This is a genomic window from Streptomyces sp. NPDC004327 (assembly GCF_042873935.1).
Taxonomy (GTDB): Bacteria; Actinomycetota; Actinomycetes; order Streptomycetales; family Streptomycetaceae; genus Streptomyces.
The window spans coordinates 477,874-500,365 of the sequence record NZ_JBIAME010000002.1 but is presented as its reverse complement, the minus strand read 5'-3'; the positions used below and the strand labels follow the sequence as shown (position 1 = coordinate 500,365).

At 73.2% G+C, this 22,492-nt stretch carries 21 protein-coding genes and 3 tRNA genes; 4 read left to right on the top strand and 20 right to left on the bottom strand.

The window, feature by feature from the left end; genetic code table 11:
- The first annotated feature begins 134 nt into the window (after positions 1–134).
- Complete coding sequence (gene rpsT / locus ACFYU9_RS08255) at positions 135–401, top strand: 30S ribosomal protein S20 (RefSeq protein ID WP_030211082.1); 267 nt, start codon at positions 135–137, stop codon at positions 399–401.
- 178 nt (positions 402–579) lie between these two features.
- On the opposite strand, the gene holA is transcribed toward rpsT, so the two are convergent.
- On the bottom strand, positions 580–1,569 hold the full coding sequence (holA, locus tag ACFYU9_RS08250; protein WP_389343675.1) for a DNA polymerase III subunit delta: 990 nt from the start codon (positions 1,567–1,569) through the stop codon (positions 580–582).
- A 56-nt stretch (positions 1,570–1,625) separates the two neighbouring features.
- On the opposite strand from holA, the gene ACFYU9_RS08245 reads away from it, so the two are divergent.
- Positions 1,626–1,871, top strand: coding sequence for a hypothetical protein (locus tag ACFYU9_RS08245; RefSeq protein WP_389206049.1), 246 nt, complete (start codon positions 1,626–1,628; stop codon positions 1,869–1,871).
- Between the two features lie 6 nt (positions 1,872–1,877).
- Here the strand turns inward: ACFYU9_RS08245 and ACFYU9_RS08240 are convergent, their stop codons facing one another.
- The 10 genes from ACFYU9_RS08240 to ACFYU9_RS08195 form a co-directional block, all read right to left on the bottom strand.
- The gene (locus ACFYU9_RS08240; RefSeq protein ID WP_389343672.1) at positions 1,878–2,774 is read right to left on the bottom strand and encodes a YceI family protein; all 897 of its coding nucleotides are present in this window, start codon (positions 2,772–2,774) and stop codon (positions 1,878–1,880) included.
- Between the two features lie 121 nt (positions 2,775–2,895).
- Positions 2,896–4,155, bottom strand: a complete 1,260-nt coding sequence (locus ACFYU9_RS08235) for an MFS transporter (RefSeq protein ID WP_389343669.1) — start codon at positions 4,153–4,155, stop codon at positions 2,896–2,898.
- 3 nt (positions 4,156–4,158) lie between these two features.
- On the bottom strand, positions 4,159–4,806 hold the full coding sequence (locus tag ACFYU9_RS08230; RefSeq protein WP_389343666.1) for a winged helix-turn-helix domain-containing protein: 648 nt from the start codon (positions 4,804–4,806) through the stop codon (positions 4,159–4,161).
- 16 nt (positions 4,807–4,822) lie between these two features.
- Positions 4,823–7,303 (bottom strand): ComEC/Rec2 family competence protein, encoded by a 2,481-nt coding sequence (locus ACFYU9_RS08225; RefSeq protein WP_389343663.1) that lies wholly within the window; start codon positions 7,301–7,303, stop codon positions 4,823–4,825.
- Complete coding sequence (locus ACFYU9_RS08220) at positions 7,300–7,932, bottom strand: helix-hairpin-helix domain-containing protein (RefSeq protein ID WP_389343660.1); 633 nt, start codon at positions 7,930–7,932, stop codon at positions 7,300–7,302. Before ACFYU9_RS08220 ends, ACFYU9_RS08225 begins: the two co-directional genes overlap by 4 nt.
- 599 nt (positions 7,933–8,531) lie before the next feature.
- Positions 8,532–9,377 (bottom strand): DegV family protein, encoded by an 846-nt coding sequence (locus ACFYU9_RS08215; RefSeq protein WP_389343657.1) that lies wholly within the window; start codon positions 9,375–9,377, stop codon positions 8,532–8,534.
- Positions 9,378–9,478: 101 nt separating this feature from the next.
- A complete protein-coding gene (locus ACFYU9_RS08210; RefSeq protein ID WP_389206063.1) occupies positions 9,479–10,192 on the bottom strand; it encodes a hypothetical protein in 714 nt (237 codons plus the stop codon).
- A gap of 131 nt (positions 10,193–10,323) precedes the next feature.
- Entirely contained in the window at positions 10,324–13,200 is a 2,877-nt protein-coding gene (leuS, locus tag ACFYU9_RS08205; protein ID WP_389343654.1) for a leucine--tRNA ligase, read from the bottom strand.
- A 300-nt stretch (positions 13,201–13,500) separates the two neighbouring features.
- Positions 13,501–13,573, bottom strand: a tRNA-Ala gene (locus ACFYU9_RS08200).
- A gap of 16 nt (positions 13,574–13,589) precedes the next feature.
- Positions 13,590–13,662: transfer RNA gene (locus ACFYU9_RS08195), tRNA-Ala, on the bottom strand.
- 126 nt (positions 13,663–13,788) lie between these two features.
- Here ACFYU9_RS08195 and ACFYU9_RS08190 point away from each other — a divergent pair.
- On the top strand, positions 13,789–15,114 hold the full coding sequence (locus tag ACFYU9_RS08190; protein ID WP_389343651.1) for a glycosyltransferase 87 family protein: 1,326 nt from the start codon (positions 13,789–13,791) through the stop codon (positions 15,112–15,114).
- 76 nt (positions 15,115–15,190) lie between these two features.
- Here the strand turns inward: ACFYU9_RS08190 and ACFYU9_RS08185 are convergent, their stop codons facing one another.
- Positions 15,191–15,424, bottom strand: a complete 234-nt coding sequence (locus ACFYU9_RS08185; RefSeq protein ID WP_265862737.1) for a hypothetical protein — start codon at positions 15,422–15,424, stop codon at positions 15,191–15,193.
- 203 nt (positions 15,425–15,627) lie between these two features.
- Complete coding sequence (locus tag ACFYU9_RS08180; protein ID WP_389206069.1) at positions 15,628–17,061, bottom strand: MFS transporter; 1,434 nt, start codon at positions 17,059–17,061, stop codon at positions 15,628–15,630.
- Between the two features lie 93 nt (positions 17,062–17,154).
- On the opposite strand from ACFYU9_RS08180, the gene ACFYU9_RS08175 reads away from it, so the two are divergent.
- Complete coding sequence (locus tag ACFYU9_RS08175) at positions 17,155–18,039, top strand: helix-turn-helix transcriptional regulator (RefSeq protein WP_389206071.1); 885 nt, start codon at positions 17,155–17,157, stop codon at positions 18,037–18,039.
- Between the two features lie 63 nt (positions 18,040–18,102).
- Here the strand turns inward: ACFYU9_RS08175 and ACFYU9_RS08170 are convergent.
- The 7 genes from ACFYU9_RS08170 to ACFYU9_RS08140 form a co-directional block, all read right to left on the bottom strand.
- Positions 18,103–18,175 (bottom strand) — tRNA-Ala (locus ACFYU9_RS08170).
- Positions 18,176–18,270: 95 nt separating this feature from the next.
- The gene (locus ACFYU9_RS08165; protein WP_389206737.1) at positions 18,271–18,924 is read right to left on the bottom strand and encodes a histidine phosphatase family protein; all 654 of its coding nucleotides are present in this window, start codon (positions 18,922–18,924) and stop codon (positions 18,271–18,273) included.
- Positions 18,921–19,358, bottom strand: coding sequence for a ribosome silencing factor (rsfS, locus tag ACFYU9_RS08160; RefSeq protein WP_389206073.1), 438 nt, complete (start codon positions 19,356–19,358; stop codon positions 18,921–18,923). The genes ACFYU9_RS08165 and rsfS overlap by 4 nt, the downstream gene beginning before the upstream one ends.
- An 80-nt stretch (positions 19,359–19,438) precedes the next feature.
- Positions 19,439–21,214, bottom strand: a complete 1,776-nt coding sequence (locus tag ACFYU9_RS08155) for an LCP family protein (protein ID WP_389343648.1) — start codon at positions 21,212–21,214, stop codon at positions 19,439–19,441.
- A 19-nt stretch (positions 21,215–21,233) separates the two neighbouring features.
- A complete protein-coding gene (nadD, locus tag ACFYU9_RS08150; protein WP_389206077.1) occupies positions 21,234–21,854 on the bottom strand; it encodes a nicotinate-nucleotide adenylyltransferase in 621 nt (206 codons plus the stop codon).
- A gap of 53 nt (positions 21,855–21,907) precedes the next feature.
- Positions 21,908–22,066: a hypothetical protein gene (locus tag ACFYU9_RS08145; protein ID WP_389206079.1), complete on the bottom strand. Its 159-nt coding sequence runs from the start codon at positions 22,064–22,066 to the stop codon at positions 21,908–21,910.
- Positions 22,067–22,149: 83 nt separating this feature from the next.
- Entirely contained in the window at positions 22,150–22,416 is a 267-nt protein-coding gene (locus ACFYU9_RS08140; protein WP_389344162.1) for a hypothetical protein, read from the bottom strand.
- Positions 22,417–22,492 lie beyond the last annotated feature (76 nt).

The following is a 22,492-nucleotide window of genomic DNA, read 5'->3' as shown; positions in this document are numbered from 1 at the left end:
GTCCCATGCCTGCGGGCCGGTGCCCGGTTTGGGCGGTGCGCGGGACGGCTGATACCGTTGACAGCTGTGTCTTGTGTGCCCTCTCAGCTGCAAGGCGCATCCTGAAGAAACATCGAACCTGTAAAGGCTCTTTCGTGGCGAACATCAAGTCCCAGATCAAGCGGAACAAGACCAACGAGAAGGCGCGCCTGCGCAACAAGGCCGTCAAGTCGTCGCTCAAGACCGCGATCCGCAAGGCCCGTGAGGCTGTCGCCGCCGGCGACCTCGAGAAGGCCACCGTTGCCGCTCGTGCCGCCTCGCGTCAGCTCGACAAGGCTGTCTCGAAGGGTGTCATCCACAAGAACGCCGCCGCCAACAAGAAGTCGGCGCTGGCCACCAAGGTTGCCTCCCTCCAGGGCTGAGCTCTGATGTGACCGGCCGTACGGGACTCCAGCGGGCCCTCTAACCGCTCCCGCCCGGCCACCCCGGCTCCGTACGCGAGACGCGTTCGCCACGCGTGTACGAGCCACCAGCCTGTACGACGAAGGCCCCGCCGTCCTCCTTCCCCAGGAGGCGGCGGGGCCTTCGCCGTACCCGTGGTCAGCCGCGGCGCATGCGGGCCGCGCGCGCGATGGTGACGACGGCCTTCTCCAGCGCGTACTCGGGGTCGTCGCCGCCGCCCTTCACGCCCGCGTCGGCCTCGGCGACCGCGCGCAGGGCCAGGGAGACGCCGTCGGGGGTCCAGCCGCGCATCTGCTGGCGGACCCGGTCGATCTTCCACGGGGGCATGCCGAGCTCGCGGGCGAGGTCGGCTGGGCGGCCGCCGCGGGCCGAGGAGAGCTTGCCGATGGCGCGGACGCCCTGGGCGAGCGCGCTGGTGATGAGGACGGGCGCGACGCCGGTCGACAGCGACCAGCGCAGGGCCTCCAGGGCCTCGGCGGCGCGGCCCTCGACGGCGCGGTCGGCGACCGTGAAGGACGAGGCCTCGGCGCGGCCCGTGTAGTAGCGCCCGACGACGGCCTCGTCGATGGTGCCGTCGACGTCGGCGGTCAGCTGGGCCGCGGCGGAGGCCAGCTCCCGCAGGTCGCTGCCGATCGCGTCGACCAGCGCCTGGCACGCCTCGGGCGTGGCGGACCGGCCGAGCGACCGGAACTCCTGCCGCACGAACGTCAGCCGCTCCGCCGGCTTGGTCGTCTTGGGGCAGGCCACCTCGCGCGCGCCCACCTTGCGGGCCGCGTCGAGCAGGGCCTTGCCCTTGGCGCCGCCCGGGTGCAGCAGCACGAGGGTGATCTCCTCGGCCGGCGCGTCGAGATACGCCTTGATCTCCTTGACGGTGTCCGCGACCAGGTCCTGCGCGTTGCGCACGACGAGGACCTTGCGCTCGGCGAACAGCGATGGGCTGGTGAGCTCCGCGAGCGCGCCGGGCTGCAGCTGGTCGGCGGTGAGGTCGCGCACGTCCGTGTCGGCGTCGGCGGCCCGCGCGGCCGCCACCACCTCGCGGACCGCGCGGTCGAGCAGCAGGTCCTCCTGGCCCACGGCGAGCGTGACGGGGGCGAGGAGGTCGTCGGGGGAGGACTTCTTGGTGGCCATCGCCGTCAAGGATCCCACGCGCCACCGACACTCCCCCCATCGCCGAGAATGTGCACGTGAACGATGTGAGACACGTACTCGTCCTCCCCGACCGCGACTCCGCCGAAGAGGTCATCGAGGAGCTTCCCGACCGATTCGTCCTCGCCGAGGACCCCCGGCTCGTCCGCGACGCCCTGGCCGGCGAGGACGACGCCGAGGACGCCCAGTGGCTCGTCGTCGTCGAGGACCCGGACGGCCTCCTGGACCCGGCGGCCCTGGACGCGCTGGCCGCCGAGTACGAGGGGTGGCGGGAGGAGCCGTAGGCCGGTTCAGCCCTGCGCGGTCCGCGCGGCCTTCGGGACGATCTGGATGTCCAGGTCGATGGTGATGCTGGAGCCGACCGCCGCGATGCCGCGGGCCAGGAGGGTCTGCCAGGTGAGGGTGAAGTCCTCGCGGTGCAGCTCGGTGGTCGCGCGGCAGGCGCCGCGGGGCTCGCCCTGCAGTCCGTTGCCGAGGCCCAGGTACTGCGTGTCGAGGGTGACCGTGCGGCTGACGCCGTGCAGGGTGAGCGCGCCGGTCACGGCCCAGCGGCTGCCGCCCTTGTGGACGAAGCGCTCGCTGTAGAACTCCAGCGTCGGGTACGCGCCGACGTCCAGGAAGTCGCCGGAGCGCAGGTGGTCGTCACGCATCCGCACGCCGGTGTCGATGGAGGCCGCGTCGATCACGACGTGCATCGCGGAGTGCTCCATGCGCTCGGCGATCCGAACCGCCCCGGCGAAGCTGTTGAAGCGGCCGTGGATGCGGGCGAGACCGATGTGCCGGGCGGTGAACCCGATCTGGGAGTGCATCGGGTCGATCTCCCAGTCACCGGGCTCGGGCAGCGGCTGCTGGGGGGCGACCTGGAGCCGGACCTCGCCGAGGCCGGCGTGGCCGCTCTCGTCGACGACGGCGTTGCCGTGGTACGGGGTGTAGCCCTCGGACGTGATCGCCAGCCGGTACTCGCCGGCCGGCACGGTCGCCAGCACGCTGCCGTACGGGTCGGTCTCACCGGCCAGGACCTTGCGGCCCGCCGCGTCGCTGACCACGAACTCGGCCTGGCGGACCGGCTCGCTCACCGGATCGAGCACCCGGCAGCTGAGGACGCCCGCCGACGGCGGCACCGTGAGCCCCGCGAGCGGGCCGCCCCGGGAGGCTCCCGGACCACGCTTACCGAACAGACCGAACATTTTCCGTACCCCCGGACAAACCGCTGACGTTTCCGTTTCAACGAAGACGCATTCGATCACTGTTGCCGCGTTCGAGGCAAACGGCAGGAGTGTTACCGAGAGTCCGAATTGAGGATTCCGCTTACTCGTGTACGCCCACCGGCGCCCGCTCCGGCAGCTCCCGCAGCCGCGCCAGCGGCGAGGGCAGCACCCACAGGACCGCGAGCAGCGTGCCCACGGTCGCCACCCACAGCGTGGGCTGCAGCCCGAGCGCCGCGCCGAGCAGGCCGCCGAGCAGCGCGCCCAGCGGACGGAAGCCGTGGTTGAGCGTCCGGAAGGCGCCCATCACCCGGGCCCGTATCGCGTCGGGTATCAGCGCCATCTGGAAGGACCCGGCCGCGATGTCGGCCAGCATCACCGCGACGCAGGAGAGGAACTCGGCCGCGAACAGCATTCCGATCACCAGCGGCTCCGGCCCGCTCGCCGCCGGCACCAGCAGCAGCGGCAGCGCGAAGCCCGCGAAACCGGTGACCAGCGACGGCCCGATCCCGATCCGCCGCACCACCGCCCCGCCGCACGCAGCCCCGATCAGCCCGCCCACGGCCCCCGCCGCGAGCACCGCGCCCAGCACACCCGCGCTCAGCCCGAGTTCGGTCGTCACATAGAGCACGAAGAGCGTGTGGAACATGAAGTTGAAGAACTGCACCGTGCCGGACGCGGCGAACAGCGCCCGCATCGACCGGTCCCGCACCACCCAGCGCAGTCCCTCGGTGAAGTGCCCCTTCTCCACCGGTGCGGGAACCGGCTCGACCGGTCTGATCCGGGCCAGACAACCCGCCGAGACCAGATACGTCACCGCGTCGGCGAGCAGGGCCAGCGGCGCGGTCAGCACCTGCACCAGCACCCCGCCGGCCGCCGGACCCGCCAGCCACGCCACCGAACGGCTCCCGTTGACCAGCGAGTTCGCCTGCACGTACCGCTCCGTGGGCACCAGCGCCACGAACAGCGTGGCGTTGCACACCTCGAAGAGCACCGTGAGCGCCCCGACCGCGAAGGCCACCACGTACAGCTGGCCCAGCGTCAGCACGTCGAGCAGGTAGGCCACCGGGAGGCTCAGCAGCAGCAGCGCCCGGCCGAGGTCGGCCAGGATCATCGCGCGCCGCCGCCGCGCCTGCCGGTCCACCCAGGCGCCGAGCGGCAGGTTGAACAGCAGCGCGGGCAGCAGCTCGGCCGTCTTCAGCCAGCCCATCTCGGCGGCGTCGGCCCCGAGCACGAGGACGGCGGCGAGCGGAAGCGCCATGAGCGAGATCTGGTCGCCGGCGAGCGAGACGGTCTGCCCCGTCCAGTACCGCCGGAAGGGCCGCTCGCGCAGCAGCACGGGTATGCGTTCGGCGATCGCCACGGGTCACTCCTCCTGGTCGTCGGTGCCGTCGGTGCTGTCGGTGCTGTGAGTGCTGTCGGGGTTCTCGGCGAGGTCGGTGAGCTCGCGGTCCACGAAGGCGATCCGCAGGACGGCGACGGGCCGCGCACCCTCGGGCCGCCGGGCCCGGTCCGGCTCGCGCTCCTCATAGGGGCGCAGCAGCTCGTCGATCCGCCGCCCGAGCCCGGCCAGCTCCTCGGGAGTGAGGTGGAGCAGCGTGTCGCCGAACTGCTCGGCCTCCCGCCACTCCCCGGGCAGCGAGTGGCGCATCTCCACGGCCCTCATGACGCGGTGGAAGTAGTGCTCGATCGCGGCGCCGCTGAGCGCGTCCGCCGCCTGGACGACGGCCGCGTCCTCACTGTGCTCCGGCCACTCGGTGAACCGAGCCGTCGCCCGCCAGGGCTTCTCCCGCCCCTTGCCGCCCGGCGCCTGCTCGACCAGCCCGTACTTGGCGAGTATCCGCAGGTGGTACGAGCAGCTGGCCACCGACTCGCCGGTCAGCTCGGCCGCCCTGGTGGCGGTGAACGGCCCGCTGCTGCGCAGCAGGCCCACCAGGGTCATCCGGGTCGGATGGGCGTAGGCGCGCAGGGCGCGGGGGTCGGTGAGCTGGATGCTGTGAGGCTGCTCCGTCATGCATGTAAACGTATCTTTAGAAAGACTCCTTTACAAGGATGTCCCCGGAAGTCACGGCGGCGAGCCCCGTGCCCGCGCCCGTCACGGCGATCGCCCCGTCCCGGTCCGTGCTCAGCACCCGCGCCCCGCCGGCCCGCAGCGCCGTCACCGTCCGCGGCGACGGATGGCCGTACGGGTTGTCCCGGCCCGCCGACACCAGTGCCAGCCTCGGCCGCACCGCCCGTATCAGCCCGGGGTCCTGGTGGGCCGAACCGTGATGGGCGACCTTGAGCACGTCCACCGGCGGCAGCACCGGGACGGCCCGCAACAGGCCCTGCTGGGAGGTGGGTTCGAGGTCGCCGAGGAGGAGCAGGGTCACCCCGCCCGCGGCCGTGACGAACAGCGTCACGCTCGCGTCGTTCGCCGCCGACTCGCCCTCCGCGTCCACCCCTGCGGCACCCGGATCCGCCCGGGGCCACAGCACCCGCCACTCCAGCGGACCGAGCCGGCGCCGCTCCCCCGCCACGGCCCGCACCACCGGCACCCCGGCCGCCCGCGCCGTGCGCCGGACGAACGCGGCCTGGGCCGGCGGGTCCTCCAGCCCCGTCGTCTGGATCGCGCCCACCGCCCGCCCGCGCAACACCCCCGGCAGCCCGGCCACATGGTCGGCGTGGAAGTGGGTGAGCACCAGGAGCGGGATCCGGCGCACCCCGAGCTCCCTCAGGCAGCGGTCGACCAGCGCCGGATCCGGCCCGGCGTCCACCACGACGGCGGTGTCCCCGCCGGCCGCGAGCACGGTCGCGTCCCCCTGCCCGACCTGGCACATCGCGAACACCCAGCCCGGCGGCGGCCAGCCGGTGACGAGCCGCGCGAGCGGCGGCGGCCGGACGACGGCCAGGAGCAGCAGCACGACACACCCCGCGCCGAGCCATCGCCGGTACGGGAGCCCGCGCGCGGCGAGCACCACGAGCCCGGTCAGGAGCGCGAGGAGCAGACCGCCCCACCAGCCGTCCGGCCAGGCCGTCTCCGCGCCCGGCAGCTGCGCACCGGTGCGGGCGACCGTCGCGATCCACCCGGCCGGCCAGGCCGCCGCCCCCGCCACCGCCTCGGCGGCCCCAGGCCACAGCGGCGCGAGGCCGAGGACGGCGAAGCCGAGCACCGTGGCCGGGGCCACCGCGGGCTCCGCCAGCAGATTGGCGGGGACGGCGACCAGGCTCACCCGGGCGGCGAAGACCACCACGACGGGCGCGCACAGCGCCTGCGCCGCGAGCGTCGCCCCGAGCGCCTCGGCGATCCGGCCGGGCACCCGGCGCCGCCGCAGCGCCTCGCTCCAGCGCGGGGCGACCGTGAGCAGCGCGCCGGTGGCCAGGACGGAGAGCAGGAAGCCGTAACTGCGCGCCAGATAGGGGTCGTAGAGCACCAGGGCGAGCGCGACGGCGGCGAGCGCCGGGATCAGCGAGCGGCGCCGGCCGGTCGCGAGGGCGAGCAGCGTGACCAGCCCGCAGGCCGCCGCCCGCAGCACGCTGGGATCCGGGCGGCACACGACGACGAACGCCAGCGTCAGCCCGCCGCCGGCCAGCGCCGTGACCCGCAGCGACATGCCGATCCTCGGGGCGAGCCCGCCCCGCTCGGCGCGCTGCGCGACGCCGGGCCGGCCGATGAGGAGCAGCAGCACGACCGTCAGGTTCGAACCCGACACGGCGAGGAGATGGGTGAGATCGGTGGCCTCGAACGCCTCCTTCAGCTCCGGTTCGATCCGTGAGGTGTCGCCGACCACCAGGCCCGGCAGCAGCGCCCGCGCGTCCGGCGCGAGGCCCTCCGTCGCCCGCCGCAGCCCGGCGCGCAGCTCCCCCGCCGTGCGCTGGAGCGCGCTCGGCGGCCCGGTGATCCGGGGCGGCCCGTCGCCGTCGGCCCGCAGCACGGCGGCGAAGGCGTCCCCGTCCCGCGCCGGTGCGAGCCGGCCGTTCACCGCGATCCGGGTCGAGGGCAGCAGCGCCGACCACTCCCGCTGCCCCGCCCCGGGAGCTTCCCGCGCGGGGACGAGCAGCAGGACCGGCGCCCGCGTCCGGAAGACCGCGCGATCGCGGTCCTCGACCCGGGTGACCTCGCCCTCGACGAGCACGAGGGCCGGCATCGCCCGGCTGCCGCGCACCCGGGACCGGGTGAGCCGCGGGTCGGCGGTGACCGTCAGTTCGGCCGCCACCCGGGCGCCGTCGCGGGCGAGCCCGGGCACCGGTCCGCGTCGCAGGTCGGCCGCGTGCAGGGCGCCGGACGCGGCTCCGGCGGCCGCGCACAGCAGCGCTCCGGCACAGGCGGTCGCCCGCAGCCCGCGCCGGGCCGCCGGCATCAGGAGCAGCGCGGCGGCGCCCAGGCAGAGCAGCACCCCGGCGACCGTCCACCATCCGGCGACGCCCACCGCGAGTGCCGCACCGCCCCAGGCGGCGAGGGCCGGCGGGACGAGCCGCAGATCGGCCGGCCCCTCGTCCCGTGCCGAAGCCCGGCGGCCGTCCTCGCTCATGGCCGGACCAGCGGCGCGAGGTCCGCGAACCGGCGCTCGCCGATCCCGTTGACGTCCCGCAGCTCGGCGACCGAACGGAATCCCCCGTGCTCCGTGCGGTGTTCGACGATGTGGCGGGCGAGGACCGGGCCGACGCCGGGCAGCGCGTCGAGCTGCTCCACGGTCGCCGTGGAGAGGCTCAGCGGTGTCGCGGGACCCGGCGGCCCCGGGATCCCGGCCCCGCTTCCGCCGGCTCCTGCGACCGCGCCGCCCGTCGACGCGGTCGCGGGGGCCGGGAGGCCGACCAGGACCTGCTCGCCGTCCGTCAGGACCCGGGCCCGGTTGAGGCCGGTGGTGTCCGTGCCGGGACGGATGCCGCCCGCCGCGCGCAGCGCGTCGGTGACCCGGGACCCGGCCGGCAGGGTGAACACCCCCGGCCTGCGCACCTTGCCGCCGACGTCCACCACGACCACCGCGCTCGCGGCCGTCGGCGACGGTGCCGCCGGTGCCGCGGGCTCCGGCGGCACCGGATCCGGTGGCGCGGGCGCCGCCTCGGGCAGCGGCCGGGCGGCCACGACCACTTCGGGCGCCCTGACCTGCTGGGGCCGCCCGGTCCAGAAGTAGATCCCCGCTCCCGCGGCGGCCACCACCAGGACCACCGTGAGGGCGGCCAGTGAGCGTCCTTCGAGCCCGTACCGGGTCTGGGCCCACAGCGGCAGCCGCTCCCGCAGCGCGAGCCGTAACCGCTCCCGCGTCCGGATGCCCGGCGGCGCGGAAGGTCCGGGCGGGTTTGGTGGACCCGGTGGTCCCAGCGCGTCCGGTGGGTTCGCGGGGGCCGCCGGTGCCGGTGGGCTCTCGGGCGACGGGGACGGTGGCAGAAGCGCGGGACGAGGCCGTGCGGATACGGGCGCGGGCGCCGTCGCGGGCGCACGGGGCTCCGGTGGGGCCGCTGTCGCCGGGAACAGCGCCTCGCCCCGGCGCCGTACCGCCTCCGAGACCGCCCCCGCCGCATGCCTGCCGGGCCGCGCCGGCCGCGTGCGCCGGCTGGCGCGGCCGTCCGAACCGGGTGCCCGGCCGGGTCCGCTGGTGGCCGCGCCGCGTCGTGATCCGATGTCTGTGCGAAGAGTCATGGATCCGACGGTAGGGACCGGCACCGGCCCGTGCCGGGGCGCCTCGACTTCCGTGGACAACCGCCCGGTTGTGGATAACTCCGTCACCCGGGCGAGTGGTTCGAGCGCCCCTGGAGCGGTCAGCGCGGCGAGACGACCACCGCGAGGAGTCCCGGCCCGGTGTGCGCGCCGATGACCGCGCCGACCTCGGTGACCTGGAGGTCCTCGATCGCCGGCAGCCGCTCGCGCAGCCGCTCGGCCAGCACGGCGGCCCGCTCGGGCGCGGCGAGGTGGTGCACGGCCACGTCGACGGGCCCGCTTCCGGCCCGCTCGACGGCGATCTCCTCGAGGCGGGCGATGGCCTTGGAGGCCGTCCGCACCTTCTCGCGCAGCTCGATCCGCCCGCCCTCGAGTTCGAGCAGCGGCTTCACGGCCAGCGCGGAGCCGAGGAGCGCCTGCGCGGCGCCGATGCGCCCGCCCCGGCGCAGATAGTCGAGGGTGTCGACGTAGAAGTAGGCGGAGGTGCTCCCGGCCCGCTTCTCGGCGGCCGCGACGGCCTCGTCGAGCGAACCGCCGGCCTCCACGACCTCCGCCGCCGCCAGGGCGCAGAAGCCGAGGGCCATCCCGACCATCCGGGTGTCGACGACCCGTACGGGCACGGGGGCGTCCTTGGCGGCGAGGACGGCCGCGTCATAGGTGCCGGAGAACTCGCCGGACAGATGCAGCGAGACGATGCCGCGGGCACCCGCCTCGGCGGCGGCGCGGTAGGACGCCGCGAAGACCTCGGGGGCCGGCCGCGAGGTGGTCACGGACCGTCGCTTCTGCAGCGCCTCCGCGAGCGAGCGGGCCGAGATCTCGGTGCCCTCCTCCAGCGCGCGGTCGCCGAGGACGACGGTGAGCGGAACGGCGGTGATGGCGTGCCGCTCCATCGCCTGGGGGGGCAGGTAGGCCGTGGAATCGGTGACGATCGCGACATGCCGGGACATGAGCGGGAGGTTACCCGCCGGGGCCGCCGCCCGGCAGCCCGGCCCCGCCCTCGGGGCCGCGGGTCGTCGAGCCGCCGTCCCCGAGCGGGCCCGGAAGCCCGTCAGCCGGTGGTCTTCTCGGGCCGGGCCGACTTCTCCCACGGGTAGGCCGCGGTGCGCGGGCCGGGCCCGGTGATGGCCTGCGGCGCCGCCGTCCCCGCGTCCGTCGCCGCCCCCGTCGCCGGAGCGGCCGCGTCCCTGCCGTCGCCCGCGGCCGCACCGGCCACGTCGGCGGCGGTCCAGTGCCGCAGCGCGCCCGCCTCCATGTCGATCTGGGCGCTCAGCGAGTCCAGGTCGTCGGCGGCGAACCTGCGGGCCCGGTCGCGGGCCGCGAAGCGCAGCGCGTCGGCGGAGTGGGTGATCTGCTCGGTGCGGTGGCGGAGGTCCGGCAGCTGGGCCACGACGTGGGCCCGGTCCGGCTCGCGCTCCAGGCGCTTGAGGATCTCGTCCAGCTCGCGCCCATGGCCGCTGAGCCGGTGGAAGAGGTCCAGGGACTCCTTCAGGGAGGCGTCCTCGGCGACGCCCGCGTGCAGGGCGTCCTGGGTGGCGCGCATCGAGGTGCGCAGCGAGAGCCGCAGCTGGGCGAGCTCACCGGCGGCGCCGCCCTGGCCGAAGCTCTTGGCGCGCAGCGTCGTGTCCTCGACGGTGCGCCGGGCCTGGTCGATGGTGCGGTCGACCCCGCGCTTGGCCGCCTTCGCGACCTTCACCGTCGCATAGACCCCGAGCGCCACGAAGGCGACGAACAGCAACGCCATGATCGTGATCGCGGCTTCCATGTGCCTCGCCCCTCCGGCCTCGGTTGTGGTTCCTCCACGGTAAACGGAAGGGGCGGGCCGGCGGTTCCATCGGAACCCCCAACCTGCCCCTACCCGTCCCCTAGGGGAACCGCCTCACGGGCGGCCTGGCATCAGCCGGCGACGATGTTGACCAGCTTCGGCGCGCGGACGATCACCTTGCGGATCTCGGCGCCGCCCAGCGCGCCGACCACGGCCGGGTCGGCCAGGGCCAGGGCCTCCAGGTCGGCGTCGGTGATCGAGGGGGACACCTCCAGGCGGGCCTTGACCTTGCCCTTGATCTGGACGACACAGGTCACGGTCTCGTCCACGACGTAGGCCGGGTCGGCGACCGGGAAGTCCTGGTGGACGACCGAGCCGGTGTGGCCCAGGCGGTGCCACAGCTCCTCGGCGATGTGCGGGGCCAGCGGCGCGGCCAGCAGCACCAGCTGCTCGGCGACCGGCCGGGACAGCGCGCCACCGGACTTGGTCAGGTGGTTGTTCAGCTCGGTGATCTTGGCGATGGCGGTGTTGAAGCGCATCGCGACCATGTCCTGCGAGACCCCGTCGATGGCCTTGTGCAGGGCGCGCAGGGTGTCCTCGTCGGCCGGCTCGTCGACGACGGTGACCTCGCCGGTCGTCTCGTCGACGATGTTGCGCCACAGGCGCTGCAGCAGCCGGTACTGGCCGACGACCGCGCGGGTGTCCCAGGGGCGGGAGACGTCCAGCGGGCCCATCGCCATCTCGTACAGGCGCAGGGTGTCGGCACCGTACTCGGAGCAGATCTCGTCCGGGGTGACGGCGTTCTTCAGGGACTTGCCCATCTTGCCCAGGACGCGGCTGACCTTCTCGCCCTGGTAGTAGAACGCGCCGTCGCGCTCCTCGACCTCGGCCGCCGGGACGGCGATGCCGCGGGCGTCGCGGTAGACGAACGCCTGGATCATGCCCTGGTTGTACAGCTTGTGGAACGGCTCGGCCGAGGAGATGTGGCCCAGGTCGAACAGGATCTTCGACCAGAAGCGCGCGTACAGCAGGTGCAGCACGGCGTGCTCGGCGCCGCCGACGTACAGGTCGACACCGCCGGTGGGCATGCCCTCGCGCGGGCCCATCCAGTACTGCTCGATGGCCGGGTCGACCAGCTTCTCGCTGTTGTGCGGGTCCAGGTAGCGCAGCTCGTACCAGCAGGAACCGGCCCAGTTGGGCATGGTGTTGGTCTCGCGGCGGTACTTCTTCGGGCCGTCGCCCAGGTCCAGGGTGACGTTGACCCAGTCCTCGTTGCGGGACAGCGGGGTCTCCGGCTGGGTGTCCGCGTCGTCCGGGTCGAAGGTGCGCGGCGAGTAGTCCTCGACCTCGGGCAGCTCCAGCGGCAGCATCGACTCGGGCAGCGAGTGCGCGACGCCGTCCTCGTCGTAGACGATCGGGAAGGGCTCGCCCCAGTAGCGCTGACGGCTGAACAGCCAGTCGCGCAGGCGGAAGTTGACGGTGCCCTCGCCGATGCCGCGGTCGGCCAGCCAGGCGGTGATCCGCTCCTTGGCCTCGACGACGCCCAGGCCGTCCAGCGTCACGTCCTCGTTCGAGGAGTTGATCAGCTTGGCCTCGTACGAGCCGAAGGCGTCGTCCCACGTCGACGGGTCGGTGCCGCGGTCGTCCGACGGCTCGACGACGCAGCGCATCGGCAGCTCGAAGGCGCGCGCGAAGGCGAAGTCGCGGGCGTCGTGCGCCGGGACGGCCATGATCGCGCCGGTGCCGTAGCCCATCAGGACGTAGTCGGCGATGAAGACGGGGACCTGCTCGCCGCTGACCGGGTTGGTCGCGTAGGCGCCGGTGAAGACGCCGGTCTTCTCCTTGGCGTCGGCCTGCCGCTCGACGTCGGACTTGGCGGCGGCCTGCTTGCGGTAGGCGTCGACGGCCTCGGCGGGAGTGGCGTGTCCGCCGGTCCACACCTCGCGGGTGCCCTCGGGCCAGGCGGCCGGGACGATCTTCGCGGCACCGTCGACCAGGGGGTGCTCCGGCGCCAGGACCATGTAGGTGGCGCCGAACAGGGTGTCCTGGCGGGTGGTGAAGACGGTGATGGCGCCGGTGTCGCCGACCTGGAAGTCGACGCGGGCGCCCTCGGAGCGGCCGATCCAGTTGCGCTGCTGCAGCTTGATGGCCTCGGGCCAGTCCAGCGCGTCCAGGTCGTCCAGCAGGCGGTCCGCGTAGGCGGTGATGCGCATGTTCCACTGACGCAGCTTGGCCTTGAAGACGGGGAAGTTGCCACGCTCCGAGCGGCCGTCGGCGGTGACCTCCTCGTTGGCCAGCACGGTGCCCAGGCCGGGGCACCAGTTGACCGGCGCGTCGGAGGCGTACGCCAGGCGGTACTCGCCCAGGACGTCGGCGCGCTCGACGGCGCTCAGGGCGTTCCAGTCACGGCCGCCGGGGACCTCGCGGGTGCCGTTCTCGAAGCGCTCGACCAGCTCGGCGATCGGACGGGCCTGCTTGGCCTCGTCGTCGTACCAGGAGTTGAAGATCTGCAGGAAGATCCACTGGGTCCACTTGTAGTACTCCGGGTCGATCGTGGCGAACGACCGGCGCTTGTCGTGGCCCAGGCCCAGCCGGCGCAGCTGGGCCTTCATGTTCTCCATGTTGGCCTCGGTGGACACCCGCGGGTGGGTGCCGGTCTGCACGGCGTACTGCTCGGCCGGCAGGCCGAAGGCGTCGAAGCCCAGCGTGTGCAGGACGTTGTGCCCGGTCATGCGCGCGTGGCGGGCGAAGACGTCGGTGGCGATGTAACCCAGGGGGTGGCCGACGTGCAGGCCCGCGCCCGACGGGTACGGGAACATGTCCATGATGAACTTCTTGGGGCGGGCCGCGACGGCCGCGTCCCCGGCCAGGTCGCCGGTGGGGTTGGGGGCCTCGTAGGTGCCCTCCGCGTCCCAGGCGTCCTGCCAGCGTGCCTCGATGTCGGCGGCCATGGCCGCCGTGTAGCGATGCGGGGCCGCCGTCTCGGCAGCCGTGTTGATCTCGGTCATGATCCTTGAAGCTCCATCGATCGTCTCTGCCCACTGCCAGCACTGCCACGAAATGAAAAATCCCCTCGCACAGGAGGGGACGCCGCGCCGATGCCGACCGGATGTTCATCCGTCGGGACTGATCAGCGCGGCCCGCTAAGCAGAAGGCGTACGGCACGCATGGCGTCAGGGTACCGCAGGGCCTGATCGGGACGCATCGGCGTTCCGGCGGCCGGCGGCGCGGAGCCGGTGCACGAGGAGGCCCGGATCCGGAAACGAAGAAGCGGGCCGTCCTGTCCGGACGGCCCGCTTCCTACTCTGTGGAGCTAAGGAGAATTGAACTCCTGACCTCCTGCATGCCATGCAGGCGCTCTACCAACTGAGCTATAGCCCCCTGTTACGGGATTCTGTGGAGCTAAGGAGAATTGAACTCCTGACCTCCTGCATGCCATGCAGGCGCTCTACCAACTGAGCTATAGCCCCTTGTTTAGTTGTGTCGACCGCCCCGGTTTCCCGTGCGGCAACGGAGAGAACATTAACCGGCCGTCCGGCCGATCGCCAAATCCGTATCCCGGGCCCGTCAGCAGGGGCCGGGTAGGGTCGCCACCTGTGTCCGTCTCCACGCCCTCCCCCACCCGCGCCCGGCCGTGGCCCCTGGTCACCGCCGCGGCGGTCTGTCTCCTGTCGTTCACCGCGTTCTGGGTGGCACAACGCCTCGCCCACGTGAACATGCTGGACGTGATGGTCTACCGCGCGGAGGCCGAGACACTGCGCTCCGGCGGCGACCTGTACGAGATGCGCGCCACCTCGGCGAACCTCGCGATGACCTATCCGCCGTTCGCGGCCGTGCTGTTCCTGCCGCTGACGCTGGTGGGCGTGCCCCTGATGCGGACGCTGAACACCACCGGCAACCTGCTCCTCGTCGTCGCCCTGGTCCAGCTGTCGCTCCAGCTGGTCCGCCCCGCGCTCTCCCGTCGCGCCGCGCGCGCCGATCTGTGGCGTACGACACTGTGGATCGCCGCGGTCGTCGTGTGGTGCGAGCCGGTGTGGACGACGCTGCGGTACGGGCAGATCAACCTGCTCATAGCGGTGGCGGTGCTGTGGGACCTGACCCGCCGGGAGGGCGGCCGCGGCAGCCGCTGGGCCGGCCTGGGCATCGGGCTCGCCACCGCCGTGAAGCTCACCCCGGGCCTCTTCGTGGTCCTGCTGTTCGCCGCCGGCCTGCTGCTGTGGCGCCGGGACCGGAGCGCCGGCGCCGGCGCGGGCCGGGGCGTGAACGTCTGGCTGCGTACGGCACTGACGGCGACCGGCGTGTTCCTGGTGACGACGCTGGTGATGGCGGTGGTGCTGCCGGCCGACTCGAAGAAGTTCTGGACCCGGACCCTGTTCGAGACGGGCCGGGTCGGGCACACCGAGGAGACCGCCAACCAGTCCCTCAGCGGCGTCCTCGCCCGCCTGATGCACACCGACGCGCCGGGCCTGTGGTGGGTCGCGGCGGCCCTGCTGCTCGGCGGCGCGGCGATGGTGCTCGCGGTGCGGGCGGCAGTGCGCGGCGACCGCGCGGTGGCCGTGGTCATCACCGCGTTCACGGCGCTGATGATCAGCCCGATCTCCTGGTCGCACCACTGGGTGTGGGCCGTGACCCTGCTGATCCTGCTGTACGAGCGCTCCACGCGCGCGTGGCCGGTGACGGCGGCCGTGGCGCTGGTCTTCGCCTCGTTCGCGCTGTGGTGGGTGCCGCACGACCCGGGACGGCCCGAACTGGAGCAGAACGCGGGCCAGATGCTGCTCTCGGCGGTCTACCCGCTGACGGCGCTCGCGGTCTTCGCCGGCTATGCGCTGTCACTGCGCCGGACCCGGCAGGAGCCCCTTCCGACGGCGGTCCCGCAGCCCCGGCAGAAGACCCGGGAGCCCGAGTCCGCCCGGAGCGCCTGAGTCGCGCGGGGCGCCCGGGGCGCTGAGGGCGTTCGTACCGCCGCGAGCCCGGGCGCGCAGTGGGCGCTCGGGCCGCTCAGGCCGTCGCGAAGGAGTAGAACCGCTTCAGGGTGCAGTGCTCGTCGAGGAGCCGGCCGTAGATCGGCTCCCCTTCGAGCTCGCGGTAGGTCTCGATGGGGTCGCCTTTTATGATCAGCGCCCGCGCGCACTCCTCGCACCAGTACTGGAACGAGGGGTTCACGGGGTCCATGTCACGGACGATGGGCGTCCCGCTGCCGCACCAGTCGCACTTCCGCCGGTGCGCACCCATCACTCGGCTCCCGTCATGGTCGCGACAGACACCGTCGCGGCGCACGCCGCTCCTGAGCGGGGTGGTGCTGTCGGTCCTGGGGCGGATTCCGCGACGGCATCGGCTGCGATCTCCTCGGCACCGTCCACGGCCATGCGCGCTCCCTCCCGCCCGGACCCTCTTCCCCTCCGGCGGTCCGATTCTGCCATGGCCCCGCAAGGGGGTCAGCGCCGTCGGCGGAGCAGGCTCGCCGAGGCCCCCAGGACCGCCGCCCCGGCCAGTGCGAGGGTGCACTCCCACAGCGCGTCGGCGGACAGGTGCGCCCCCGGTCCGGTGATCCGGCCCAGGAAGAGCGCCCCGAACGCGGCGACGCCGATCAGCTGGCCGAGCTGGGTGACGGTGGCGAGCAGTCCGCTGGCGTCGGCGGCGTCCGCGGGCCGTACGGTCGCGAGCGCGCCGGTCAGGGCCGGACTGAAGGCCAGCGCCAGGCCGGCGCCCATGGCGCACAGCACCGGGTAGAGCGCCCAGCCGCCCGCGCCGCCGTCCTTCAGGACGGCGCCCACGCCCACCGAGGAGGCGGCCGTGAGGAGGAAGCCGCCGGGCACCAGGAAGGGCTGCAGCCGGGCCGGCCAGCGCCGCCAGGTGAGGCCGACGAGCCCGAAGACGGCGGCGGTCGGCGCGAAGGTGAGGCCGGTGCGCAGGGCACTGTGCCCGAGCGCGCCCTGGAGGTGCAGGGTCAGGGTGAACAGGAAGCCCGCGTTGACGGCCATCACGGCGGCGATCCGCACGACGGCCCGGCCGATGCCGGGACTGCGCAGCACCCGGGGCGCGACGATCGGGGCGCCGCCGCGCCGGGCGAGCGCGGCCTCGTACGCGCCGAAGGCGGCGAACAGGAGCAGTGCGCCGGCGAACGACAGCCAGGTCCACAGCGGCCAGCCCTTCTCCTGGCCGAGGACGAGCGGGACGGTGAGCAGCGTGACGGAGGCGGCGAGCAGCAGCAGTCCGGGCAGGTCGAGGGAGCGGGCGCGCTCGGCCTCGGTGCCCGTGTCGCGCGGCAGCACCTTGGCGCCGAGGGCCAGCAGAACGAGCCCGATGGGCACGTTGACCAGGAACACCGGGCGCCAGCTGGTGCCGAAGAGGTCGGCGCTGACGAGGACGCCGCCGACGACCTGGCCGGCGGCCGCGCCGGTGGCGAGGACGGCGGCATAGGCGCTGAGCGCGCGGACCCGGCCCTCGCCGGTGAAGTTGCGCTGGATGAGGCTGAGCACCTGAGGGATCATCAGGGCCGATCCGGCGCCCTGGACGACCCGGAAGGCGATCAACTGGCCGGTTCCACCGGCCAGTCCGCAGGCGAGCGAGGCGGCGGTGAAGAGCGCGAGCCCGGCGAGGTAGAGGCGACGGTGGCCGAGCCGGTCGCCGAGCCGGGCGCCGGTGATCAGCAACACCGCGTAGGCGATGGTGTATCCGGCGACGACGAGCTGGATCCCGGCGCCGGTGGCGGCGAGTTCGCGGCGGATGGTGGGGGCGGCGACGTTGACGATGAAGGCGTCGAGCAGGGCCATGAACTGGGCGGCGAGCACGACGCCGAGCAGGGCCCGGGGCCGGTTGTCGGTGCCGGGGTCTTTACTGGGTGCGGGACGTGTGGTGGTCGTCGTCATGCGAGCAGCGTGACGCCGGCCAGATACGGGTAACGAGAGCCCGTCGATGCTGGTACTGGCAGCACCTGGCAACGGCGGTACGGGGACCCGACCATGGGGGGTGTGACGACTGTGGCAGCACCGGGCGAGACGCGGCGCAGACCGGAGCTGGCGGCGTTCCTGCGCAGCCGGCGGGCGCGGGTGACGCCCCAGGACGTGGGCATGCCGCCGGGCCTGAGACGGCGCACGCCGGGGCTGCGCCGCGAGGAGGTGGCGCAGCTCTCCGGCGTCGGCGTGACCTGGTACACGTGGCTGGAGCAGGGCCGGCCGATCAACGCCTCGGCGCAGGTGCTCGACGCGGTGGCCCGCACGCTGCGGCTCGACCGGCCGGAGCGCGAGCACCTCTACCACCTGGCGGAGGTGCCGTACGGGCCCGAGGCGGCGCCCGAGCACGTGGTGGCGGTCAGCCCCGAGATCCAGGGCGTCCTGGACGCCCTCGTGCCGCTCCCGGCGGTGGTCTACAACGCGCGGTACGACGTGCTGGCCACGAACGCCACGTACGACCTGCTGTTCCTCGACGACGGGCCGGGCCCGGCACCGGGCCCCGCGGTGGGCCCGGTGGGCATACGCAACGCCCTGTGGACCCTGTTCACCGTGGACGAGGCGGACTGCCCGCTGGTCGACCGGACCCTGGAGCTGCCGCTGATGGTGGCGCAGCTGCGGGGTGCGTACGGGCGCCATGTCGGCGAGCCGGCCTGGGAGTCGTTCGTCCGGCTGCTGCGCGAGGCGAGCCCGTACTTCGCGGAGCTGTGGCGCAGCGGCGACGTGGTGCCGCCGGGCACCCGGGTGAAGACCTTCCGGCACGCCCTGGTGGGCGAGATACGGATGACCTCGGTCTCGCTGTCGGTCAACGGGATGCCGGAGTGCCGGATCGTCACCTACACGCCGAACGACGAGGGGAGCCGGCGGGCCATCGACCTGCTGCTGCGGGAGAGGTGACGGGGCGGGAGACCAGGGAAACGACGGATCCCGCCCCCTGCTGGGGACGGGATCCGGTGATTGTGGAGCTAAGGAGAATTGAACTCCTGACCTCCTGCATGCCATGCAGGCGCTCTACCAACTGAGCTATAGCCCCGCGTGTTCTTCGCGCTCCGCGCTGCGAACAAGAAGAACTCTAGCCTGTGACCTGCCGGAAAGTGAAATCGGATCCGGCAGGCCACACGCGGCGGCTCAGGTGTCGTCGCCGAGTACGGGCTCGGGCAGCGTGCCGGCGTTGTGCTCCAGGAGGCGCCAGCCGCGCGCACCCTCGCCGAGGACGGACCAGCAGCAGTTGGAGAGGCCGCCCAGGGACTCCCAGTGATGGGCCTCCAGGCCGAGCAGCCGGCCGATCGTGGTGCGGATCGTGCCGCCGTGGCTGACCACGACGAGCGTGCCGTCCTCGGGCAGCTTGTCGGCGTGCTCCAGGACCACCGGGGCGGCCCGGTCGGCCACCTCGGTCTCCAGCTCGCCGCCGCCCCGGCGCACGGGCTCGCCGCGCTTCCAGGCGGCGTACTGCTCGCCGTACCGCGCGGTGATCTCGTCGTGCGTCAGGCCCTGCCACTCGCCCGCGTAGGTCTCGCGCAGGCCGGAGTCGAGGGCGACGGTGTGACCGGTGAGCGAGGACAGCTCGGCGGCCGTGGCCGCCGCCCGCTTGAGGTCCGAGGAGACGATGGCGTCCGGCTTCAGCGCGGCGAGCAGCCGGGCGGCCCGGCGCGCCTGGGCGACGCCGGTGCCGGTCAGCTCGATGTCCGTGGAGCCCTGGAAGCGGCGCTCCAGGTTCCAGGACGTCTGGCCGTGGCGCCACAGCACGATGCGGCGCCCGGCGCCGCCCTTGCCGCTGGTCAGCTCAGCTCACCGTCCGCCCCGTCGGCGCCCGTCAGCCGGGCGTGCTCCTCGGCCTTGCCGCGGGTCTTCAGCGCGTCCTCGGGCAGCGGCAGCTCGGGGCAGTCCTTCCACAGCCGCTCCAGGGCGTAGAAGACACGCTCCTCGCTGTGCTGGACGTGGACGACGATGTCGACGTAGTCGAGGAGGATCCAGCGGGCGTCGCGGTCGCCCTCGCGGCGCACCGGCTTGGCGCCGAGGTCCTTGAGCAGCCGCTCCTCGATCTCGTCGACGATCGACTTGACCTGGCGGTCGTTGGGCGCGGAGGCGAGCAGGAAGGCGTCGGTGATCGACAGCACGTCGCTGACGTCGTACGCGATGATGTCGTGAGCGAGCCGGTCGGCCGCCGCCTGGGCGGCGGCGTTGACGAGCTCGATGGAGCGGTCCGTGGCGGTCACATGCTGGCTTTCGTCGGCGGTCTGAGTCTCCTCAAGGGTCTCATGTACCGCCGACGGTCCCGAAAACCATTGTTTGAGGGTCACCGCTTGGCGCCCGGGATCTTGTAATCACCGCCGAGCACGACGGTGACCTGGGCGTTCGCGGCGGGCTTGCCCTTGGTGACGGATCCGAGGGGCAGGCCCAGGGTCTTGGCGACCTCCACGGCGGTCGCCTTCTGGGCGTCCTCCGCGTAGACGACCTCGGACTTCGCCTCGGTGTCGGCCTTGGTGCCGCCGACCACGGCGTAGCCGCCGTTGACCAGGACCACGCGGGCCGCCTCGGTGGCGTCCTTGCCGGTGGCGTCGCGGATCGCGACCCGGGTGGCACCGCCCTGGTCGGGCGCGCTGACCTTGCCGCCGAGGATGTCCTTGACGACGCTGTCGCTGGTGGCCTCGCTGAGCGAGCCGTCGGACTCGACGGGCAGCACGGCGGTCTTGTAGTCGCCGACCTTGGCGTGCTCGGCGAGCTTGGCGAGCGAGGCGCCGAGGTCCTTCTCGGGCAGCGACGGGTCGAGGATCTGGGCCAGGGTCTCGACGGTGATCGTGGCGGCCTTGGGGTCGTCGGAGATCTTCCGCAGCACCGCGTACAGGACCTGTCCGAAGCGCTGGAGCTGCTTGGCCTCGGCCTCGCCGGAGGCCCGGTGGGTGGCGTAGGCGACGGCGGCACGGCCGTTGAGCGTCTGGTTCTCGCCCTTCTTGACCAGCGGCTCGGCGCCGCGCTTGTCGCCGGGCACCTCGGTGTCGGTGGTGAGGTCGATGTTGCCGACCAGCTCGACGAGGTTCTCCAGGTACGGGGTGTCGAGCCGCCAGGTGCCGGTGATCTTGGCGCCGAGGAGGTTGCCGATGGCCTCGCGGGTGCCGCTGGAGCCGTCGTCCTCGACGGACTTGGCGAGCGTGGTGGTGGAGCCCTCGTCGTCGGCGAGGGCGAGCGAGTTGGGGAGCAGGACGGTGGTGCCCTGCTTGGTGGTGGCGTTGTTCACGAGCAGGGCCGTGGAGGTGCCGCCGCCCTTGGTGTCGTGCAGGTGGACGACGATGGTGTCGCGCTGCTGCGGACCGGTGGCGGTGTTCTGCTTCTGCTCGCCGCCGGACGTGCCCGGGAGCATGCCGGCCGACCAGAGCCAGCCGACGCCGCCGACGACGGCGAGCGCGAGGACGACGACGAGGGCGACGACGCGGTTGCGGCCGCGGCGGCGGGCCTCCTCGCGGCGCTCGGACCGGCTCTCGGTGAACTTCAGCCAGTCGATGACGTCCTCGGAGTCCTCGTCGGGCTCCTCGATGAACGAGAACTGCTCGGTGCCGTACGCGCGTCCGTCGCCGTCCGTCGCCGGACGCTGCCGCTGCCCCGGTACGGGCGCGGCGGTCTCCCGCTCCTGGGCCGGTGCCGGCGAAGGAGTGGGGGCCGGGGCCTGCGGCGGGACCTGGGGGGCCTGCGGCGCGGGCGCGGGCTCGGTCCGGACGGCCCACTGCTGCCCCGCCTGATCGGTCTGGCCCGCCTGGCCGGTGTGGCCCGTGTCGTAGGAGGTGTAGTCGTACGAGGGCTGCTGCGCGTACGGGTCGTACTGCGGCTGCTGCGGCTGCTGCTGCCCGTACGGGTCGTAGCCGTAACCCTGGGACTGGGTCTGGGGGGCCTGCGGCTGCTGTGCCTGCTGTGCCTGCTGAGCCTGCTGTGCCTGCTGCTGTCCGTACGGGTCGTACTGGTCGTACTCGTAGTGCTGCTGCGGGACCTGCTGCTGGTACACCGGCTGCCCGTACGCGTCGTAGCCGATGATCTGCGGCTGCGGATAGTACGGGTCGTACGGGTTCTGCTGATCGTTCACCGGTGGCCCTCCCCGAGGCTCACTCGCCGCGGTACAACTGGCGCTTGTCGATGTAGCGCACGACACCGTCCGGGACCAGGTACCAGACGGGGTCGCCCTGCGCGACCCTTGCCCGGCAGTCCGTGGAGGAGATGGCGAGCGCGGGGACCTCGACCAGCGACACCCCGCCCTTGGGCAGGCCGTCGTCGGTGAGGTCGTGACCCGGCCGGGTGACGCCGATGAAGTGCGCGAGCGCGAACAGCTCCTCGGCGTCCCGCCAGGTGAGGATCTGCGACAGCGCGTCGGCACCGGTGATGAAGAAGAGGTCCGAGTCGCTGTTGAGGGAGCGCAGGTCCCGCAGGGTGTCGATGGTGTACGTCGGGCCGCCCCGGTCGATGTCGATGCGGCTGACGGAGAACTGCGGGTTGGACGCGGTGGCGATGACCGTCATCAGGTACCGGTCCTCGGCCGCCGAGACGGCCTTGTGGCTCTTCTGCCACGGCTGCCCGGTCGGCACGAACACCACCTCGTCGAGGTGGAACAGGGCGGCCACCTCGCTGGCGGCCACCAGGTGTCCGTGATGGATCGGGTCAAACGTGCCGCCCATCACGCCGACACGGCGCTTGCCGCGACCGCCAGTAGGCACTTCCTGCTCTCCCATGCGTGCAGAGCCTACTGGCACGGCGGCGGACGCCGGATCAGCGGCCTCTCGGCTCAGCGGTCGCGGTTGAAGCGGGTGGTCACCCAGAGGAGCAGAAGGAGCACGAGCAGGGCGCCGCCACCCGTGACGAACGGGTTGAGGCTGTCGTGGTTGCCGCCCTCGGCACCCTCGGCGAGCGTGACCAGGTTGGCGGCGGTGGCGTGGAGGCTCATCTTCGGCAGGACCTTCGATCGGGGATGGGAGCGGAGACTTCGCGCACATCGTATGCGGCGCGTCGCCGAGTGCTCACGCCGACTCAGGCGTTGGCGTCACCGGGACCGTTCTCGGTGCGGGCCGCGGCGACCTCCGAGCGGCCCTCCGCCCGCTCGCCGGCCCGGGCTCCGGCCCCGGCCTGGGGGGCGGTGTCCTCGGCGCCCTTGCGGTAGCCGCGGACCAGGAACCAGGCGAGCAGGGCGCCGCCGACCATCGAGACGAGCAGCACGATCCGCAGCGTGTCGCCGGGGCCCTGCGGCGAGGCGGCGGCGAGCAGGGAGGCGACGGCGGTGGCCGGTGTGTCCGTCATGGTGTCGTGCTCCTCGGTTTTCCACAGTGCGCGGTTGTCCACAGTGCCCGAGTTATCCACAGGCTCCGGCACACGG